The sequence below is a fragment of the Cytobacillus sp. FSL H8-0458 genome, from assembly GCF_038002165.1.
Lineage (GTDB): Bacteria > Bacillota > Bacilli > Bacillales > Cytobacillaceae > Cytobacillus.
In genome coordinates this window covers 1,776,844-1,795,912 of record NZ_JBBOBR010000001.1, presented here as the reverse complement: position 1 = coordinate 1,795,912, position 19,069 = coordinate 1,776,844, and the positions used below count along the sequence as shown (strand labels likewise).

The following is a 19,069-nucleotide window of genomic DNA, read 5'->3' as shown; positions in this document are numbered from 1 at the left end:
GAGGGCTTGCTTTTTTTAGATTTCTGCAAAATATACATTAAGGATGAGAAACGATAGCGTCGAATTTACCGTCTAGTGAGAATTTCGACAAAGCCGCAGACAGAATAAAGTGATCTCCTTTATTTACATGAAATAGTTAGTCTTTCACTCTCAAAGTCCTACTTCCATTAATAACACTTACCAGCAAAAATGGTGCTTCTTTTTTCATTTCAACTTTCTCTTCTATTTCCCATTTGTAAAACGAAAAGTGATCTGATTGCAAAAACATGATGAATCGGTTTCTGCCCTTTTTTACTGACTCAGGCTGTATACTTGGCAAATCATGAGGAACAGATGCAACTTCAATAGCTTGTCTCTGATGAAGATCGCGCTTCTTTCCTTTATCGTCCATTCGGTCATAATCGTATAACCTAAATGTAGTATCCGAACTTTGCTGAATCTCAAGGATAAATGTCCCTTTTTTTAATGCATGAATGGTCCCGCTTGGAACATAAATAAAATCACCCTTCTGTATGGGGATTTTATTGAGCAGTTTATCCCACTCCCCTTTTTTGATTAACCGCCTCAGCACCTCCTTTGATTTTGCGTTATGGCTTAAGATTATTTAACCATCATCTTTACAGTCCAGAACATAACAGCATTCATTCATTTATACGTACTCATCATCCTGGTGAACCTGTACGGATAAATCTGAATTGGCATCATGTAATTTGAAAAGCATTGGAAAAGACGGAGCAGTGTGACTTCCAAATAAGTCTCGAATATCCCAGCAAAGTTCATTAAGCTTCTTCCCTTGAAATCCCCCCGATAAAACAGTGGTTTTACCGTTGGCATGTCCGGAAATAGCCCAGTATTGATCAGTCTTCTCAGACGGAATATGATAGCCAAAAATTTTTTTAGCGCTGCACCTCCCCAGATCCTTTCCAGAAATACTGGATTAAAAAATATTGGCTTTTCTACAATGTCCCTCCTTTAAAAAACCATTCCTCTCTGCAATCATTTTGGGAGGATTTGTGCAGCTTACTATTTATGTAAATCAAAAAAATAAATTTTTTCACTTTTAATAGGCGAGATTCTCACTCGAAAAAACAGGCTGAGCCGTATGCTAATGGTGAACGAAATTTAAGGGGAGTGGGATAATCGTGGGTATGTGCGGCAAGAGAAAACATAAGGATTACGAAAAACATCATGACGTATGCGAAAGTCATGATTTTGAATGTGATTGCCATTGGCCTAAGAAAGATGAGTATGAAGAGAAAAAACATCATCACAAACATCACGAAAATTGTGTAGAGGAAGTTTTGGAGGCCATCTTTAAAGCGCAGAAAAAGGTCAAAAAAGAAGACGAATGCAAAACATCATGCAGCCATTCCATTGATGAGCTTTTAGTGAGTTCTAAAAAACCAAAGAAGAATACAATTCCATTTATCTTGTATTGTGGAGGCTGCGAGCCGTTTAAAGCAACTGGAGTAACAACTTTTTCCCATCATTCTAAGGAGAAAAAGTTCGCCTGCATAACTTCTTTTATTTTCAGAATCAAAGATTTTGATGGAAAATGCGCTGTATTAGAGCTATTAGCTTTCAAACATTGTAAATCTTCAAAAGATCCTTTCAAGAGTGTATCCAAAGATTTTTGTTCGCCTTGCAGCCAAATTGATTGTGAAAATGTAGAAGATTTAATTCCTACTGGCATTTGCATCAATGTTGATCTTTCCTGTTTCTGTGCCGTTACCTGTCTGCCGGCTGTCTGCCTGTAATTGCTGACCCATTTTTGAAAGGCTGGAATAGTAAAAGTCTCATAATAAAAAGGTGTACCTTAACGGTGCACCTTTTTGAGTGTTAGCCCCCAAATGCTTCAAGGACGTCTTCCACCTCGTCTAAATCCACAGCAGCATTTTCTTTTTGAAAGGTAGTATCTGGTTTTGCAGCTGCGACAGATGCAATCCTGCCGCCTTTTATGAGTTTCTTGAGTTCTGTCAGCTCCTGTAAAATTAAATCATTGCCCTCTGAAGCTGGTATTCTAGGGTGCAAGTAACTGTGAAGAGCCGATAAAATAAAGTGATTCAACGTTTGATTTTTTGTATGGTATTGAATCTGTTCATTAACTTTTGGGGATATCGGAATGCTGTTGCCCGTCTTTACATCAATAAAAGAATCAGTAATCGTTATTGCTGTCTTATTGAAATGATCCGCGTATGTTTTGGACATAACTTTCATCCCTAACCTTTAACGGAAATGGCGTGGCTATTTCCTTTTTCTTTTTTTATATGGTTCATTTTTGCGAGAATCATTAACCCTAAAACGTTCAGCTTCTCCATATCCTCAGGAAACACCAGTTCAATCGGTCTCCCTCTTTCAGACCACTTTACAGCTGCTTCCAATATCTGCTTTTGTGCCAGTTTAGCTGCTCCCCCAACTGCTATATATCGGACCGCACCTTTAATTTCTCCTGAACTGCTTCTCACCCTGTCAAAGTGCTCCAGATATTTGAATGCCATTGATTTGAGCTGCGGGATAATATACTTGCTAATATCCTTTTTCACCCCGGCAAACGGCTCTACATACCATTCAGACTGCCCTGCTGCAAGCTTTTCTTCAAGCTCTGCTCTTGAGTCGAACCGATATAATTCATTTTTACTGACCTTTTGGATTATGTGATCCAGAAATTGATTTATTCCAAAGGACTCTCCTTCTACAGACGCAACCGGTTTGTTGTTCTTAATACCGACAAAATCTACAGAGTCTCCTCCCAGGTCACCAATAATTACACCTTTTTTAGTCTCCTTGACAAGCTCTCCGTTTTTAACCTCTAAAGTATTCTGATCCCGGGTTAACCCAAGGTATGCACAAGCACCCTCTGCTCCAACAATCACGTCTTCAATATGAATCTTTACTGTAAGCTCCTTTGGTTCTGACAGACCTGGTACCTTATGAAAGAGAATTGTATGGGTACCAATCAAGCGTTCTTTTAACTTTGATTTTCTTTCTTTATATTGTGTTGTCGGCAAAGAAACAGCCAATTGGTCTATGGTATAGGAGACTTCATCTTCATCAATCTGCTGGAGTGCTGCATGATAACCTGCCAAGCCAAAAAGAAGAAGATATGTCCTGTCTTCATCCACCTTTTGATTATTAAAGGCTGTCAAACTAACGTCCTTTTGTTTGGCGGCTCCTTTTCCAATATAAAAGATTTCTCTTCGATCCTTTATAGCCTGGCTTTTCACTTCAACAATCAGGTTCTCTTCAAAAATAACATCTTCATCTTCGTAAGGTACTTCATAAAACTCATCATCAAAAAGGGCAATCGCATTAGGAAGCTGGTACTCAGTTACCTTTCCGCTATCTGAAGCCAAGGCTTTATACCAGCTGTTCCCGATATCAACGGCAAGAAAATTTTGTCTATCCATTTTTCCCTCACTCCTCCTTTTGAATCTTATGCTAGGCACCAGTCCAGTTGTGCCCGTACTTCATCAATTTTTTTGGTGAATGCCTAAGAAATGAAGAGAAATTCCACGTATGTCCTACTGCAATTGACTAGTGAAATGCATAGGATAACTTGAACCTACATTCAAAGGGAGGAAGTTAAAATGGATAAAGAGAAAAATTGTTTTAAAACAAGTGAGACAGCTTCAGTGGGAGAATGTGAATATGTAACAGTAGATCCTATTACAGTACCAGCAGGTGAAACAATTATAAGAGTGCCTGTTACCCTTGCCGAATTAACTATTAGAACAAACCTGTCTGCGACAATTCATTTCCCAGAACCTGTTTTGGAAATAAAAGATATTAAAAAGAGAGTAAAGATTGTGCAATGCAAACTGCTTATCCCATCAACATTCGCTTTTGAAACAGGATTAAGTTTATTTATTAAAGGATTTGTGCGTAAAAATATTCAGTATGCTACACCTTGTCCAAAGAGTTCAGAGTGTGGTGTTTTATCCGAAATGAGATCTTTTACAACTGATATTCCTTTTGAATGTGTGTCGAGAATTGCAGATACAGATTTTCTTACACTTCCACAAAGGCCGCAATTTAATTCCCGCGCAGAATTTGACTTTTTCCGGGAACAAGAGTTAGGTAAAGGGTATCCGGAAAAAGACCATCTGCTTTCAAGTGATCTATCTCAATTCCATCAAGTAAGTACTCAGCACTATAATCAGATGCCATATTGTGAGCTGTTACGAAGTGATATCGTTGAGTGGGACGAAGCAATCGATCGCAGACCACTATCCGGAAATGCTCCATTTGAAGAAGGTACTTTCCAGAATGCAGTTGAAAAAATGTTTCTCCAATTCACCGTTAAGATTCTACAGAACCGTCAGGTAGCCATTACTGCTATTACTCCTACTCCTGGTGTTGCTAATAATAATAATAATAATGGCTGATTAATTACCTCAGTCAGTAAGCAAGACAATAGGAGGAATCCCAGCAGATTCCTTCTATTGTCTTTTTTTATTTATATCATGCCTTACTGGTATGTATATGCAAATTTATTTTTTCTGACAATGTCATTTCCCATAAAATTCTTGACTTAATATCTAAAATTTTTATTCACTTTTTACTAATGCATTCAGAACTTTGGGTAAAAGCCCAAACATAGACGTTTATCATGCATAGGATGCAATATCTTGACTTCAGGAGGGCCCATTATGTCTGAACCCAAAAAAGATAAACATACGAATGAATGCGTTGCTGAAACCCGGAATTGTGAATGTGAAAGCCACATAGAGCACCATCCCCATGTCAGTATTGGAAAAATAGTCACAAAGGTGCCTGTTGTATTGGCCGAACTATGCCTGCAGATTAATATTGATGCCTTAATTACATTTCCCGAACCTGTTTTGGAGATTAAAGATATTAAAAAATCAGTTAAATTAACACAATGCAGACTTTTGCTGCCAACCAACAAACTGTTTATAAAAGGTTTTGTCCGCAAAAATATCCAGTATGCAGCTCCATGCCCTGATATTGAAATGCATACTGCGAAAACAGTCGCTTCAGAAATACATTCCTATACTGTTGATGTACCCTTTCAATGTGTAACAGAGGTAAAAAAGTTTTTAACATGTCCTGTTATGCCTGAAACCAATCATAGAAATGAATTTGATTTTTTAATATCAAAGCCGCTTCCGACTGGATACCCTGAAAAGGATGAATTGCAAACAAAAGATCTTTCACAATTCCATCAGGAAAGCATACAACATTATAACGAATTGCCATTTTGCGAGCTGGTGTGCAGCAAAATAATTGAATGGGATGAAGCAATTGACCGCCAGCCCCTTCCAAAAGGCGGAGGTCCACTCGATGAAGGATATTTTACAAAAATAGAAGAAAAGATGGTTGTGGATATAACCATTAAAGTCCTTCAAAAACAGCAAATCCGGGTATCATCTACAACCAATGATGATCATGACTGTTTCCATCATTGTGACTAACTAGCATAAGAGAATTATTTTAAAGGTAAGGAGGGGGATTGGAGAGGATGCTTCAGGAAAGCATCACCTTCCTGTGATTATGAGTGATATGAGAAAAGCATATAATCAAATTTACAATACCTATACTATAAGTGAAAAGCCTCCCGAACAGCAGCAGTACTTTTTTTCAGGGGAAGAAACAAAAAGCAGCAGCACGCAAGAAAAGAAATCTGAAGATTCCAGGCCTGCATCAAACCAAGGGAAGAGGAAACAGTCGATTTATACTCCCAAAGCCCGCAGAATTCCATTTATTTTACCGCCTCCCAAAACGGAAGCTATGCAGGTAAAGAGATTAAAAAAGGAACAGACAGAAATGGCTGAACCAAAGCTTATAGAATTACAATCTTTCCCCGAGAAAGAGAAAAATAATGTTGTAAAAAGAACAAGTGCAAGGATTCCCGACAGCTTAAAAAAAATGCTTTCACCCTTTTCTCCTATGCTCAGCTGGTCTCCTTCTTTACCAAGCAAATATTCAAACAGTCAGTCATATAAAACAGAAAAGCATGAAGTTCATAGAAAAGTGAATGGAGTTGAACCGGAAAAAAACTTAGAGCCTAACCCAACTAAAAATTCTAAAACGGAAACTGCGCCTGATGTTCCAGCTATCCGGGAAGAAACTTCGCACAATCTTAATGAAGATATAAATTCAGGAAAACCTGCGGAATTATTAGAAGAACTTGTGAATGAATTTACTGCTGAACTACAGGATGTCTTAGAACCCATACTGGATCAAGACGATAGTGATGCTGAAATCCCAGAGCTAATGGATAGTTCTGAACTTGAAAATCAATTTACTTCACTTTTAGAAGAAGATGCTGTTCTGAATCAAGAAAGCCTTGATGATGATTTCCATACTTCGGAATCACCTGACCTTATTCAGAATCCGCCTCTGGATTTGGAGGAAGAATTCATTTCAATATTGGAGGAATCTTCATCAGATTCCTCAAGCAGCTTTTCGAGGCAGGATGAAGTATTCTCCCTAATTGCAGAGACGATTGAGGAATCATCAATAGTTCGCGAAGAATCATTCATAGTACATGAGGAATCATCATTAAATCCAGAAGAATCATCAATAGTACATGAGGAATCATCATTAGATCCAGAAGAATCATTCATAGTACATGAGGAATCATCAATGGTCCATGAGGAGCCTGTTTTCATTGGTGAATGCGAAAGCGAATATCATGAACAGAATGATGGAGAATCTGAGTGCATTTTCACTAATGAACTGGACCTCTCTGAAGAATCCTCCTCCTATGCAGGAGAGTTTTCAAATCTTTTGAAAAAAGCATGGTGCATGCTTGAGGAACCAGCTGCTGAACATTCCTGTTTTCAAAATCAAATTTGGGAAATGCTCGAGGAATCTTCTTCTCTCAATGAATTTACGCGGATGTTAAAGGAAGCTCATCATACTGAATCAGAATTAGAAGACGATGAAAAATATCAGAAGATATCGCTGCTGCTGGAGGAATTCTCAGCTATGCTGCTCGGCAATGAGCAAGGCAAGGAATCCGAAATTGGAGTTGAATCATCATCGAGTCCAAGACCAATATCAGAAAGCAGTGACTTAATAGAAAAGTTTACAACAGAACTGGAGTCTTCAGATAAAAATGAAGTCTGTGAGGAATCCACTTCCTGCCAGCTTGAGGAGTCGTCTATCCCCTGTATGGAGGAAGAGAATAACGAACTCCCTTTTCACGGCAATTGCCCGGAACCATGCTGCACAGGTCCCATTGTAAAGGTTCCCGTTTTAATCGCTAAGTCGAATGTAGAAATTAATATATTTGATTGTTTGCCAGTTGGCGTTCCTGCAGACTGTGTTACGAAAATGGAATGGTTTGTGGAATCGCTGCGCTGCCATACGCTTCTTCCATCTAATACTGTATTTGTAAAAGGGATTATTTCTGCCGAAATCCAGTTTGTTATGAATGATAAATTACACATGAAAACTTCTTCATTGCCTATTGAGAAAACGATCAATCTTGAATGGATAAGCAAGCCGGAAATCCCTGTGCCAAGTGCTAAAAGTGAGTTTATGTTTCAAACCGAAAACACTCAGGATGTCCATTATGAATTTTTTCAGCAGTTCACTGAGGAGATTAATTGCCAGCTTAAAAGTGTTCATGTTGTATGGCATCATGATAAGTCAGAGAATGATGACAAATCTCTTGAAATAAACGGCGAGGCCGTATTGTGCATCGACTTTTTACAGGATCAGTATGTAACTTTAAAATGTTAAAGAGGTTCCCGAGATAGGAACCCCTTCTTTTTTTCTAATTAAACTTAGAACAGGTCGCCGCCGTTTGTAGTGCCAGGAGTAAATTGACGCTGAGTCAGTCTTAATACAAGATTAATGTCATCTTTTTCAGTAATCTTGTCAAATCTGCCCCACTTGTCGAAGTTGCTTAGATAGTTGCCTTCTGTAAGATTCCAGCTGATAAGTCTGCACTTGATAGGCTCATTCAAAAACTCAAACGTGTTAGAGCCGAAGAAGCAGCGGTTAGCACCCATGCCGTCTTTATCCGTTTCTCTGATTTCTCTGGCATCACTAGCTTTAGAGCTGAATAGAGGAAGGATTGCAGGAACAGCAAGATCATCTACACGAGAATAGCACTTGAACGGTACATTTACACTGTAATCCTTCACATAACCTTCACAGTCTTCTACATATTGGATGTTCTTATGAATATAACCTTCCACAAACAATTTTACAGAAGTTGTAGTAGGATCACCGTTTGTAGGATCCAGATCCACTGGAATAGCCTTGCATTGTGTTAAATAGATATTTTTTCTGATTACTTTAACGTCTGTTGCATAGGATGGAAGGCAAATATCTGATTCTGTCAATACTTGAACAGGCACATCACCCAGAACAACAGTCTCCTCAGTACCCCCTACTGGAATACCAGCGTCACAAAAATGAGCATGCGACTTTGCTGTGTCGCAAGCTGGTGCTGCTGGACACTTACCGTGATCATGTCCTTTTCCGCAACCACATTTCTTCATATAATACACTCCTTAAAATTTTTATTTGCCAAAATCCTTAAAGCTCTTCTTTTTTAAAAGCTTTAATTTTTTTGACTTACTATTGTATATGTAAAAACTGCAGTGTTTGAATGGACGAGTAACCCTAGTCGCTTTTCCCATTTTTTCCACTGTAAGATTTTAATTGTTTTAAAGCTTAAATCTTTAACACCCACACAAGCAGACTGCTAAAGGCATACTGTAATAGAAGGAACTAATATGAAAAGAGGCGACAGATATATGAACACAGCTTCCTTGGTGTCTATTATTTTCCCTGCGAAAAATGAAGGAATAAATGTAAAGCAGACACTTGATTCCTTGTTCTCCACCTCTTCTGATATCCCATTTGAGGTCATAATCGTTGATGATGGTTCATCTGATGGCTGTTGTGACTTTCTTAAAAATTATAAAGAAAGTGCGCGCATTAAAACGATTACAACAAAAGGTGTGGGTCCTTCAAATGCAAGGAATATGGGTGCACAGCAAGCTTCAGGAGATTACTACATCTTCTGTGATGCGCATTTAAAATTTGAAGACAAGTGGATTGATCGTCTGCTTGCCCCTTTGCTCGCCAAAAAAACAGATGCCATCACACCTGCGATCGCTTCTATGGACCATCGAAGGTCGATTGGATTTGGTCAAACCTTAACACCAGCCCTCTCGATAAAATGGAATAAAAGACAGCAGGGACTTTTTGAAACAGCCGTATTGCCTGGAGGCTGCTTTGCCATTTCCAGGACTGCGTTTGAGGATGTGGGCGGTTTTGAGACAGGCTTTGTAACCTGGGGACATGAGGATGTGGAAATCTCGATTAAGCTATGGCTGTTCGGCTACCGCTGCCATGTTGAACCAGATGTAAGGGTTCTGCATCTATTCAGGAGAAAACATCCATACACAGTAACATTTGATGATGTAAGCTACAATCTATTAAGAATGGCTTATTCTCATTTTAATAAAACGCGAATAAAAAAGTGCAAGAGACTGCTAAGAGGGAGAAATATCAGTCAGATTGAACCCAAATTACTGAAAAGCGGGATACTCAAACAAAGAGAGGAATATTTTAAAAAGCGAAAGTATGATGATGATTGGTATTTTAAGAAGTTTAATATTAATTTTTGAGAAAAAGGAGTGATGATGAAAAAAATGTGTGCTGATTCAAATAATGACACCCCCCTCATTTCTATTATCATCCTTACACATAATGGCCTCCGCTACACAAAGCAATGTATTGAAAGCATATCGACACACACAAAGGAAAACTATGAACTGATCTTCATTGACAATGCCTCACAGGACCAAACACTTGATTTCCTCCATTCAATACCAAACGCAACAGTCATTGCAAATTCTATTAATAGAGGCTTTCCGGCAGGCTGTAACCAAGGGTTTTCAGCAGCTAATGGGGATTATATTGTTATTCTGAATAACGATACCATCGTCACTAAAGGATGGCTGACTGGCCTTATACGGTGGCTTGAAATCGACGAGACAATTGGAATTGCAGGTCCGAGGTCAAACTATGTATTGAAGGAGCAGGCAGTCAGTAGGGTCGCATATAAGACAAAAGAAGAACTGCAGATTTTCGCAGCTCAGTGGAATCAAACTCATCGAAAACAAGGATATGCAGTGGAGCAGCTCAGTGGTTTTTGTATGGCTTTTAAAAAATCATTGCTCCGCCAAATCGGCGGAATGGATGAGCGGTTCACACCAGGTTACTATGAAGATACTGATTTCAGTCTAAGAGCAAGAATTGCCGGAAAAAAACTGTGGGTGGCAAATGATGTATTTATCCATCATCATGGCAGCGGAAGTTTTAAAACAAAGCGAAAAAAACTTGGTAAAACAGTTATTATTAATCGAAAAAAATTTTATGAAAAATGGAATATAAAAAATATGAAACAAATAAATGCTTTAGTTAAAAGGGAGCAGCCATTTAACGAAAAGAGACATTATGTACCCTACTAATAGAATATATGAAAAAAAGTGCCTTGATTTGCATATCGGCACTTTTTTTCTTCAATTCTTAAAAAATCTGGAAATAAAAGGCATGCCAACACGCACTGGACTATGAACTGGCAGTTTCAAATTAAGAGCTGTTTGTTTAGAGATACTCTGAAGGCTATTTTTCGAACTAATATAGTATTTATTTCTGCAGAAAAACAGTATACGATCAGGAATAAAGGCATCAGAATCGGAAATAGGCATGATATCAGGTCCGTTTTCAAATTGGTTAATTAATTTCTCGTTAACATTAACGACTTCTTCTGAGCAGAAATATTGGTTTAGCGCTTCTTTATTGGAAATTCGATGCTTTTTATTGTTCTGCAGATAATAGATAAAAGAGCTATTTGCGCATTTAATTAACAGGCCATTAGGCATAAGGTCTGAAGAAGAAAAAACATGATGATCAATTGGGGGACCTTCCTGATATTTAAAAAGGTATGGATCTGGTACCTCTAAGATTTTACTTGCATCATATTTTAATGAGTTGAAAACTTCCTTTGATGCTATTTTTCTTCGATGATTACGATCGATTAAATAAATTTCAGATGCCGGTCCTTTAATAAGTGTGCCATCAGGAATAATTTTTGGAGTTTGCGAGTAGAGTCTTTGAAAGGAATCGGGTGCTTTGTATGCTACATCCAGTATTTCGTGTACTGGGTAAAAAACAGCAAATTCCGTTAATCGTTTCCAGTAAGCAGCGTCCCCATTGAACCAGTATTTTGGATCATCATCCCAGTAGCTGCCAAATTTATCATAAACTTTATTGGCTATTGACCTTGTATGCATAATCGAACAATGGTCCACATACCCCGCTGGTTTGCGTAATACTCCGAAAGTTCTCCGAATAAATGTTTTTGTAATTTCACCATTATGATTAATGGTTCTTACCATTTGTTTTGAATATACAATATCAGCTTTTGAATGACTTTCCAGGTACTCTGCCATCCTTTTCAGCCGGTTTGGAAGGAATTCGTTGTCATCAGTAAGATAAGTGATGTATTTTCCTTTTGTCATGGGGATCGCTCTATTAATTAATGTTGCATATCTGGTTGTTCTATACCTTTCGCTGTTTTCAATATTACTATTGTAATATTTTATGCGCTTATCTTTTAAATACTTCTTTATAATTTGGACCGTTTCTTCATTGGAGTTGTCATCCATAATCATAAGTTCCCAATCCGTATAGCTTTGTCTTAAAACACTTTTAATGGCCTTGGCTATTGTGAGAGGTTTGTTATAACTGGTTAGGATAACCGATACAAGCGGTTTCATATCGCTGGATCTAATTCACCCTTTCACCGTTTCAATTTTGTATCTTTTTTTTGATTTTTTTAATATAGGGCTATTATTACTTTCTGTTTTCTATTTCATATGCTTCTTTAAATTTTTCAGCAGCGCTTTCTATTACACTTAGAAGTCTGTCGCTTTTCTGAAAAATAATGCCTAATCCATGATTTGCATTGAGGTTAAAGAAATTCAAAGGAAAAGATGATTCCTTTAAAAAGTCTTCCACTGCGGTTAAAACCCCATTTTTTTCTCCGCCTTCAATGGTTGCATTATTTAAACTCTTATTTATTGATAGTTGATCTAATTCAGAATCCGCTTCTATAAGCTCGATATGTCCCGGCAGCATTCCTTTTTTTGCGTATGCTTTCCTAAATTCCTCTGGAATTGTTTCCGGAAAATAATACATGTCTCTTCTTCCGTAGGGCCAATCGGTATCATGTAAAAAAACAATAGGAAATTTACCTTGTTCTTGCGCTTTATTTTCAATCATTTTAAGCTCATGATATACCGTGTACCAATTGTGGTCACCATCAATCAATACTGCATCATAATTTTCTATATTAGCTAATTCTTTAAGACTTATATTCTTAATAACTTTAAAAAAATCATATTCGGCTTCTAATTGATCAGCATCAAAAAGCGGTGATGGGTCAATGGACAATAATTTAGCCTTTTTAGCCAAACAGTAATCCAACATTTTTAGGGTATGTCTTCCTGATTCGCACCCAATTTCTAAAATGGATTTAACATTTTCCTCTAGAAAAATAGGCTTTATCATTTCATCCCAAAATTTATACATTTCTTCCTCCTGTCAATAAAAAGTTTAAATTAGTTTATTTAATTTTCTTTAAATAACCCTTTGGATTGAACGTAAGAAAAAATTTTTCACGGTCATGATCCTGGACATAATGATCGTTTTTCGATAGGAATTCTTCTATTGCCTCATACGGCCCTTCCCCGAAATCACTAAAAACCGGGTGTCCGTTAAGATTAGTGTCTTCAACAATTAAATAATTACCTTTTGTTACTAATTTTTGATAAATATTCAGCTCGCTTAATACATGATTCTTTGTATGGTCTGAATCCAAAATGACCATCACAGTTTGGTTTTTAGGAATTTTCCTCATAATTGTATTCACTGCTGCACTTGATACAGATGAGCCAATTAGGTATTCAATTCTTGGATGAATGGGCTTTTGCTTACCAGCGTCCATAATATCGATGGTTAGGACTTTTCCTTTCCCGATAAAATCACAGATTGAAGCAAGAAATAAACTGCTGCCTCCTGTGTTAGTGCCGCACTCTATAATCCAGTCTGGTTTTGTTTCAACAATAATTTCCTGATAAATCCAAAGGTCTAAAGGACATTTAAGGGTCTTAAAACCAAGCCAGTTGGTATTTTTCCACACTTCGCTCTCATAATAGTGTTTGTGAAATGAATTAATCAAATCCACAGTTAAACTCACCCTTTTATAAATGACATACTTTAAGAAAACTTCATATAAACTATGATATGCGTACAGTTCTTTTTTTGTTTGGGTTAATAAACTGATAAGAGTTTGAAATATAAATGAGGTGTTTAATTGTGGATTTAAACTCATGCAGAGAATTATATTTAGAGTTGTTAAAGAAAACCCTTTTAAATGAGATCTGGCTGGAGAATGAAAAATACATGCCCCTGGAGCCTGCCATCAAGCTTCCGAAGGAAATCAGCAGCTATCTAAAAAACCAAAATCTCGAAGCTGTAAAACGGATAAAACCTGATAGTAATCAGCGAAAAGAAGGACTTGATTGGCCTCTAATGGCACATACAATGATTGGAAGATACAGGTTGGAAAATCTCCAAAGCTGCATGGAAATCGTCTTAAAAGAGAAAATAGAGGGTGACTTTATTGAAACAGGTGTATGGCGTGGGGGTGCCTGTATTTTTATGAGAGGATTTCTTAAAGCTTATGAAATTACTGACAGACGTGTCTGGTTAGCAGATTCTTTTGAAGGTTTGCCGGAACCGAATATAAAGAATTATCCGAGAGATAAAAACGATAAGCATCATACGTTTGATTTTCTAAGAGTTTCACTTGAGGAGGTAAAATTAAATTTTCAAAAGTATGGTTTACTGGATTCCCAGGTATGTTTTCTAAAGGGCTGGTTTAAGGATACTTTGCCTAAAGCACCAATCAGCCAAATATCCATTCTAAGGCTTGATGGAGATATGTATGGATCTACTATGGATAGCTTAACCAGTCTTTATTCAAAAGTAACAAAAGGCGGTTTTATCATTGTGGATGATTACGGGCTGCCAAATTGCAAAGCGGCTGTTTTGGATTTTAGAAGGAAACAAAATATCAATGATCCCATCATAGATATTGATACTTACGGAAGTTATTGGAGAAAAAGTGAATCTTAAATTATACTAAAAGAGCATTTAACTTCATTAGACGAAGTTAAATGCTCTTTATTATTTCAGTTTAAGTTTCAATATATCTATAACTCTATCTTGTTCAGAGACAGTCATACAGGAACCTGATGGAAGACAAATGCCGCAGTCGAATAATTTTTCGGAAACACTGCAGCCTTCTGAATGAGTATAGTATTCGTATCCTTTAAAAATTGGCTGTGTATGCAGTGGTTTCCAAATATGCCGAGCCTCTATGTTTTCTTCTTCCAGTGCTTCTATTATTTGAGCAGGCTGGATTTTTAACTTTTCTTTATTTATTGCTGCAACAGTTAACCATCTGTTTGAAATGGTGTTTTGTAGCTCTGGTAAAAAATCTATTCCTTCAATATTGCTCAGTTCATCTTTATATCGATTAAATACATCCCTTTTTTCTTCTATTCGCTGATCTAAATTGGCTAACTGAGCCCTTCCAATACCGGCTAAAATATTACTCATCCGATAATTATAGCCGATTTTGCTATGGAGATAATATGGGACAGGATCACGTGCTTGAGCTGCCAAATTTCTTGCTTCTTTTAGTGCGTCAATATCTTTTGAAACAAGCATTCCACCGCCAGAAGTAGTGATTATTTTATTCCCGTTAAAAGAGTAGATTCCAAATTTCCCAAAGGTCCCGCTTTTTTTCCCTAAATAGCTTGACCCCAAGGATTCAGCGGAATCTTCGATTACAGGAATATTGTAGTTCTCGCAAATTTCCATGATTTCTTTCATTTTCGCGCTCTGGCCATATAAGTTGACCACGATAACCGCCTTTGGCAAGGCATTATTTTTTTCAGCTTCTCTTAATGCTCGAAGAAGAGCCTGTGGAGAAATATTCCATGTCTCAGGTTCAGAATCTATAAAAACTGGCGTAGCCCCCATATATATAATAGGATTTGCAGTTGCAACAAATGTTAATGTAGAACAAAATACTTTATCTTCGGGTTTTATTCCTAATAATACTAATGATAAATGTATTGCAGCTGTACCAGAACTAACAGCAACCGCATCTTCGAGTCCTACGTAGCTTGCTAATTCTTTCTCAAACCGATCAACATTTGGACCTAATGGTGCAACCCAATTTGACTCGAAAGCCTCATTTATATATTTTTTTTCATTGCCAGTCATGTGAGGAGGTGATAAATATATTCTTTTTCCAGCCATTTACAACCCTGCCTTATAATTTTTTTTAAGAAATCTATTTATTTTTTTATTCTTGCAGGGTTGCCAAAAGCGGTTACTGAATCTGGAATAGAGGTTATTACATTTGATCCCCCGCCAATGATAGAATTTCTTCCTATAGAAATATTTTGAATTACATTTGCACCTACACCAATATGGGTGCCTCTGCCTATCTTTACATTTCCGCATAAATGAGCTCCAGGAGCAACATGTACAAAATCTTCAAGACTACAATCATGTTCGATAACTGAAGCAGTATTAACGATACAATGTTTCCCAACTTGTGCGGAAGCATTTACTACAGAATTGGGCATTATAACTGTACCTTCATCAATAAAGCTGGATGCACTGACGATTGCTGATGGATGTATAACTTTCCCGTAAATTGGATTATAACTATGAAGCTCTAATACTATCTTTTCTCTGTGCTTATTATTACCAATAGAGATGATTAATTTCAGTTTACTGCCATGTTCTTTTAACAATGCAGGCGCCCTGGCAACTCTCCCTAGTACTGGAAAACCATTTACATTTTTGATTGCAGGGTTATCATCCAAAACTCCTAATATTTTTTCTTTATTAGCATTTAAACAATCGAGAATGACCTTTGCATGACCGCCGCCGCCAATAAGTAAATACATCAATAGCTCTCCTTAGTATGTCATTCTTTTATTCAGCAGAATTTTGGGAGGGTCCATTTTTTCCAGAACTTCTATAATCCGCTGGGATGCAGATCCATCCCCGTATAGGTTAGTCATTTTAAGGATTTCTTCCTGGAAGTTTTGATCATGTATTTTCATTAACCCTTTTTCTATCGAAGGAATAGTGGTTTCCGCATCCACGACATTCAGACCCTTTTCTCTCCCTTGTTGTCTGCTTCCAATATTTAAAACAGGTATATGATAAGAAGCAGCTTCAATAATTCCAGATGATGAATTGCCGATTAATGCAATCGTGTTTTTCAATACCGATAAATAATCGTTTGAGCTAAAGTTGGTAATAAATTTAATATCTTCCCCTTTAATCTTTTTATAGACAGCTAAAATTTCTTCAGTACCTGGATCTGAGTTTGGAAGTATACAAACAAGGGGTTTTTTTAATAAATTCTGTAACACTTTTATGATATTGATAATTTGATCACTCATGGTATTTACTTCTGTAGTAACAGGATGATAGATCAATAGATAATATTGTCTGCTCTTAAGAAATTCTATATTATATTTTTTTCCTACAGCTTCTATGGGTGGAGCATCAGTGTTTAAAATTGTGTCTAAACGTAGAGCACCTGTTTTGTGGATTCTCCATTCTTCTTCACCCATCTTCATTAATCGCTCTGCACTTATATCAGTTGCGGGGAAATGGATATGAGCTAATTTTGATATAGAATGCCTAATCGTTTCGTCGATGGACCCAGAGATTTCTCCGCCATGAAGATGTGCAATTGGAATGTTAAGGCAGGCAGCTGCGATTGATCCTGCAAGCATTTCTACACGGTCTCCCAATACTAAAATTAAATCAGGTTTATATTCTTCTAATATTTGCGTCATGCTCATTATGCCTAGCCCGATTGACCTTGACATATTGCCAGGTGTTGATCCTTGAAGTAAAATATCTGAAGTCCCAATAATTTGATATCCATCTTTTTTTATTTCTTCTATTGTGTATCCATAATGTGGTGAAAGGTGCATGCCGGTAACGATTAAACCCAGATCTAAATCCTTGTGATCTTGAATTTTACTAAGCAATGGCGTGTATATACCATAATCGGCCCTGGTCCCTGTAACTGCTGCAATCTTTTTATTTTTTTTGCTCAAAGGACATCATCCCATGTCAGAATTGTATCTTTCTTTATGTCCCTCTTAACAGTTTTTCCAATCAGTAAATCAAAATACTTAGGTGGAATCCCATCACCCGGCCTTTTAATACTTAAATTGTCCATAGTAATTGTTTCTCCATTGTTCATATCCTTATCGATCACCAGGCTTTTCCTTGCTGCTTTTTTTGTATATGTTTCAGATGGCATACATTTTTTGATACCATCACCCATACACTTTTCTATATTTCGGATAAATGATACAAACTGTTTAAACTCTTTAGGATCCATTGAAGCTTTATGGTCTGGACCTGCCAGGTTTTTATCTAAGGTAAAATGCTTCTCAATCATTCTTGCCCCTAATGCTACTGCTCCTATTGAGGCCTCGCAGCCAATCGTGTGATCAGAATACCCAACTGTTCTATTAAATACTTCGCCCATTTTTACAATTGCTTTTAGGTTAACATCCTCATAAGGAGCAGGATATTCAGAGGTGCAATGCAATAGAGCTGCCTTAGAATACTTGATATGATCCAGAGCTTCCTCAATTTCACCTAAGTTAGCCATACCAGTAGAAAGGATGATGGGGAGTCCTTTCTCATCTATTTTTTTTATTAGGGGGATATTTGTTAAATCTCCTGATCCAATTTTGAATGCTTTGACTCCCATTTCATATAAATAATCTGCTGTTTCTGCATCAAAAGGGGTTGCTAAAAAGTCTATATTCCTATGAAGACAATAATTTATTAGAATCTCTTGATCTTTTGAAGTTAACTCAAATCTTTTTAACATTTCAAATTGGGATTCATAAATACCTGTGTTTTCTGTTTGATATTTTGCCTGCTCAGCATTTTTAGATACAAAGTTTTCAACTTTATAAAATTGGAATTTTACTGCATCGGCCCCAGACTCAATAGCTGCGTCAATACTTTTAAAAGCCAAATCCATTCTTCCGTTATGATTAACTCCAATTTCAGCTATTATATAGGTATGTTTATAATCTCCGTTTAAGATTTCAGCTAATTTTTTTTTACACACAATCTTCACCTCAATTAACTAGGAAGAAGTCCATCCTCCATCTATCACAAGATTATGACCATTGATGTAGTTTGATGAATCAGATGATAAGAAAATAATTGCTCCTTTAAAGTCATCAGTATTACCCATTCTCCCTAAAGGAACGTTTCTTGAGTAATTTTCAACAAAAGAATTTGGCTGCTGATCATAAATTCCGCCTAAGCTGATGCAATTCGCTGTAATCTGGTATGGCCCTAAATAGGAGGCGAGGTATCTGGTGAAATTAATGATCCCGCCTTTAATGGCTGAATACTCTGCAGGCATTGTCATATTCGTGCCTTCATATATATTGAATCTTGGACCCCTCATTCCATATATTGAAGCAATATTTATAATCTTCCCATACCCCTGCTTCATCATCTGTTTAGAGAAAACCTGGCAAACAAGAAAATAACTATTTAAATGCATATCGACATTCTCTCTCCAATCATCGATGTCGATATCTTCATATATTTTTCCATAGTTTTTATTACGTGGATATGCATTATTTATAACTACGTTAATGCATTGAAATTCTTCGATTATTGCCTCTAGGCACTTATGAACAGAGTCTATATCCGTTATGTCCAGGTACTTAAAAATCATTTTATTTTTCGAATTCTTTTTTTTAGTTCTATTTATTAGTGTCTCAGCGTTCTTACGGTCCTTATCCCCTATAATTACATTTGCCCCATAACTATACAGAGCTTCAGCAAACCCGGAACCAACTAATCCGGCTCCTCCAGTTAAGAGTATGTTTTTCCCTCTTAAGCTAAATAGATCATTCTTCAT

The 19,069-nt window shown here is 37.0% G+C and carries 19 protein-coding genes and 1 pseudogene; 7 read left to right on the top strand and 13 right to left on the bottom strand.

Annotated elements, in window-relative coordinates; genetic code table 11:
* Positions 1 to 37: 37 nt before the first annotated feature.
* Both manA and NYE23_RS08660 read right to left on the bottom strand, forming a co-directional pair.
* A pseudogene (gene manA, locus NYE23_RS08665) lies at positions 38 to 571 on the bottom strand (mannose-6-phosphate isomerase, class I).
* Positions 572 to 649: 78 nt separating this feature from the next.
* Entirely contained in the window at positions 650 to 877 is a 228-nt protein-coding gene (locus NYE23_RS08660) for a type I phosphomannose isomerase catalytic subunit (RefSeq protein WP_341080662.1), read from the bottom strand.
* 271 nt (positions 878 to 1,148) lie between these two features.
* On the opposite strand from NYE23_RS08660, the gene NYE23_RS08655 reads away from it, so the two are divergent.
* The gene (locus tag NYE23_RS08655) at positions 1,149 to 1,757 is read left to right on the top strand and encodes a CotY/CotZ family spore coat protein (RefSeq protein ID WP_341080661.1); all 609 of its coding nucleotides are present in this window, start codon (positions 1,149 to 1,151) and stop codon (positions 1,755 to 1,757) included.
* A gap of 82 nt (positions 1,758 to 1,839) precedes the next feature.
* Here the strand turns inward: NYE23_RS08655 and NYE23_RS08650 are convergent, their stop codons facing one another.
* Together NYE23_RS08650 and NYE23_RS08645 are read right to left on the bottom strand one after the other, a co-directional pair.
* The gene (locus NYE23_RS08650; RefSeq protein ID WP_341077097.1) at positions 1,840 to 2,208 is read right to left on the bottom strand and encodes a hypothetical protein; all 369 of its coding nucleotides are present in this window, start codon (positions 2,206 to 2,208) and stop codon (positions 1,840 to 1,842) included.
* A gap of 11 nt (positions 2,209 to 2,219) precedes the next feature.
* Positions 2,220 to 3,407: a ParM/StbA family protein gene (locus NYE23_RS08645; RefSeq protein ID WP_341077096.1), complete on the bottom strand. Its 1,188-nt coding sequence runs from the start codon at positions 3,405 to 3,407 to the stop codon at positions 2,220 to 2,222.
* A 180-nt stretch (positions 3,408 to 3,587) separates the two neighbouring features.
* Between NYE23_RS08645 and NYE23_RS08640 the strand changes: the two genes are divergently transcribed.
* From NYE23_RS08640 to NYE23_RS08630, 3 genes are all read left to right on the top strand, one after another.
* Positions 3,588 to 4,385, top strand: a complete 798-nt coding sequence (locus NYE23_RS08640; protein WP_341077095.1) for a CsxC family protein — start codon at positions 3,588 to 3,590, stop codon at positions 4,383 to 4,385.
* A 264-nt stretch (positions 4,386 to 4,649) separates the two neighbouring features.
* The gene (locus NYE23_RS08635; protein WP_341077094.1) at positions 4,650 to 5,435 is read left to right on the top strand and encodes a CsxC family protein; all 786 of its coding nucleotides are present in this window, start codon (positions 4,650 to 4,652) and stop codon (positions 5,433 to 5,435) included.
* 88 nt (positions 5,436 to 5,523) lie between these two features.
* Positions 5,524 to 7,713, top strand: a complete 2,190-nt coding sequence (locus NYE23_RS08630) for a hypothetical protein (protein WP_341077093.1) — start codon at positions 5,524 to 5,526, stop codon at positions 7,711 to 7,713.
* Positions 7,714 to 7,757: 44 nt separating this feature from the next.
* Here NYE23_RS08630 and NYE23_RS08625 read toward each other — a convergent pair whose 3' ends face one another.
* Positions 7,758 to 8,480: a CsxC family protein gene (locus tag NYE23_RS08625; RefSeq protein ID WP_341077091.1), complete on the bottom strand. Its 723-nt coding sequence runs from the start codon at positions 8,478 to 8,480 to the stop codon at positions 7,758 to 7,760.
* A gap of 237 nt (positions 8,481 to 8,717) precedes the next feature.
* Here NYE23_RS08625 and NYE23_RS08620 point away from each other — a divergent pair, with 237 nt between their 5' ends.
* Positions 8,718 to 9,617 (top strand): glycosyltransferase family 2 protein, encoded by a 900-nt coding sequence (locus NYE23_RS08620; protein WP_341077090.1) that lies wholly within the window; start codon positions 8,718 to 8,720, stop codon positions 9,615 to 9,617.
* 15 nt (positions 9,618 to 9,632) lie between these two features.
* A complete protein-coding gene (locus NYE23_RS08615; protein WP_341077089.1) occupies positions 9,633 to 10,463 on the top strand; it encodes a glycosyltransferase family 2 protein in 831 nt (276 codons plus the stop codon).
* Positions 10,464 to 10,514: 51 nt separating this feature from the next.
* Here NYE23_RS08615 and NYE23_RS08610 read toward each other — a convergent pair whose 3' ends face one another.
* The 3 genes from NYE23_RS08610 to NYE23_RS08600 form a co-directional block, all read right to left on the bottom strand.
* Positions 10,515 to 11,774, bottom strand: coding sequence for a glycosyltransferase family 2 protein (locus tag NYE23_RS08610; protein ID WP_341077088.1), 1,260 nt, complete (start codon positions 11,772 to 11,774; stop codon positions 10,515 to 10,517).
* A 76-nt stretch (positions 11,775 to 11,850) separates the two neighbouring features.
* Complete coding sequence (locus NYE23_RS08605) at positions 11,851 to 12,588, bottom strand: class I SAM-dependent methyltransferase (protein ID WP_341077085.1); 738 nt, start codon at positions 12,586 to 12,588, stop codon at positions 11,851 to 11,853.
* A 34-nt stretch (positions 12,589 to 12,622) separates the two neighbouring features.
* Positions 12,623 to 13,243: a CmcI family methyltransferase gene (locus tag NYE23_RS08600; RefSeq protein ID WP_341077083.1), complete on the bottom strand. Its 621-nt coding sequence runs from the start codon at positions 13,241 to 13,243 to the stop codon at positions 12,623 to 12,625.
* A 131-nt stretch (positions 13,244 to 13,374) separates the two neighbouring features.
* Here NYE23_RS08600 and NYE23_RS08595 point away from each other — a divergent pair, with 131 nt between their 5' ends.
* Positions 13,375 to 14,196 (top strand): TylF/MycF family methyltransferase, encoded by an 822-nt coding sequence (locus tag NYE23_RS08595; protein ID WP_341077081.1) that lies wholly within the window; start codon positions 13,375 to 13,377, stop codon positions 14,194 to 14,196.
* Positions 14,197 to 14,247: 51 nt separating this feature from the next.
* Here the strand turns inward: NYE23_RS08595 and NYE23_RS08590 are convergent, their stop codons facing one another.
* The 5 genes from NYE23_RS08590 to NYE23_RS08570 are packed head-to-tail and all read right to left on the bottom strand — an operon-like array spanning position 14,248 to position 19,069.
* Positions 14,248 to 15,390, bottom strand: a complete 1,143-nt coding sequence (locus NYE23_RS08590) for an aminotransferase class I/II-fold pyridoxal phosphate-dependent enzyme (RefSeq protein WP_341077079.1) — start codon at positions 15,388 to 15,390, stop codon at positions 14,248 to 14,250.
* Between the two features lie 38 nt (positions 15,391 to 15,428).
* Positions 15,429 to 16,049, bottom strand: coding sequence for an acetyltransferase (locus tag NYE23_RS08585; protein ID WP_341077077.1), 621 nt, complete (start codon positions 16,047 to 16,049; stop codon positions 15,429 to 15,431).
* Positions 16,050 to 16,061: 12 nt separating this feature from the next.
* A complete protein-coding gene (neuC, locus tag NYE23_RS08580) occupies positions 16,062 to 17,222 on the bottom strand; it encodes a UDP-N-acetylglucosamine 2-epimerase (RefSeq protein ID WP_341077074.1) in 1,161 nt (386 codons plus the stop codon).
* A complete protein-coding gene (neuB, locus tag NYE23_RS08575) occupies positions 17,219 to 18,259 on the bottom strand; it encodes an N-acetylneuraminate synthase (protein WP_341077073.1) in 1,041 nt (346 codons plus the stop codon). The genes neuC and neuB overlap by 4 nt, the downstream gene beginning before the upstream one ends.
* An 18-nt stretch (positions 18,260 to 18,277) precedes the next feature.
* A complete protein-coding gene (locus NYE23_RS08570; protein ID WP_341077071.1) occupies positions 18,278 to 19,069 on the bottom strand; it encodes an oxidoreductase in 792 nt (263 codons plus the stop codon).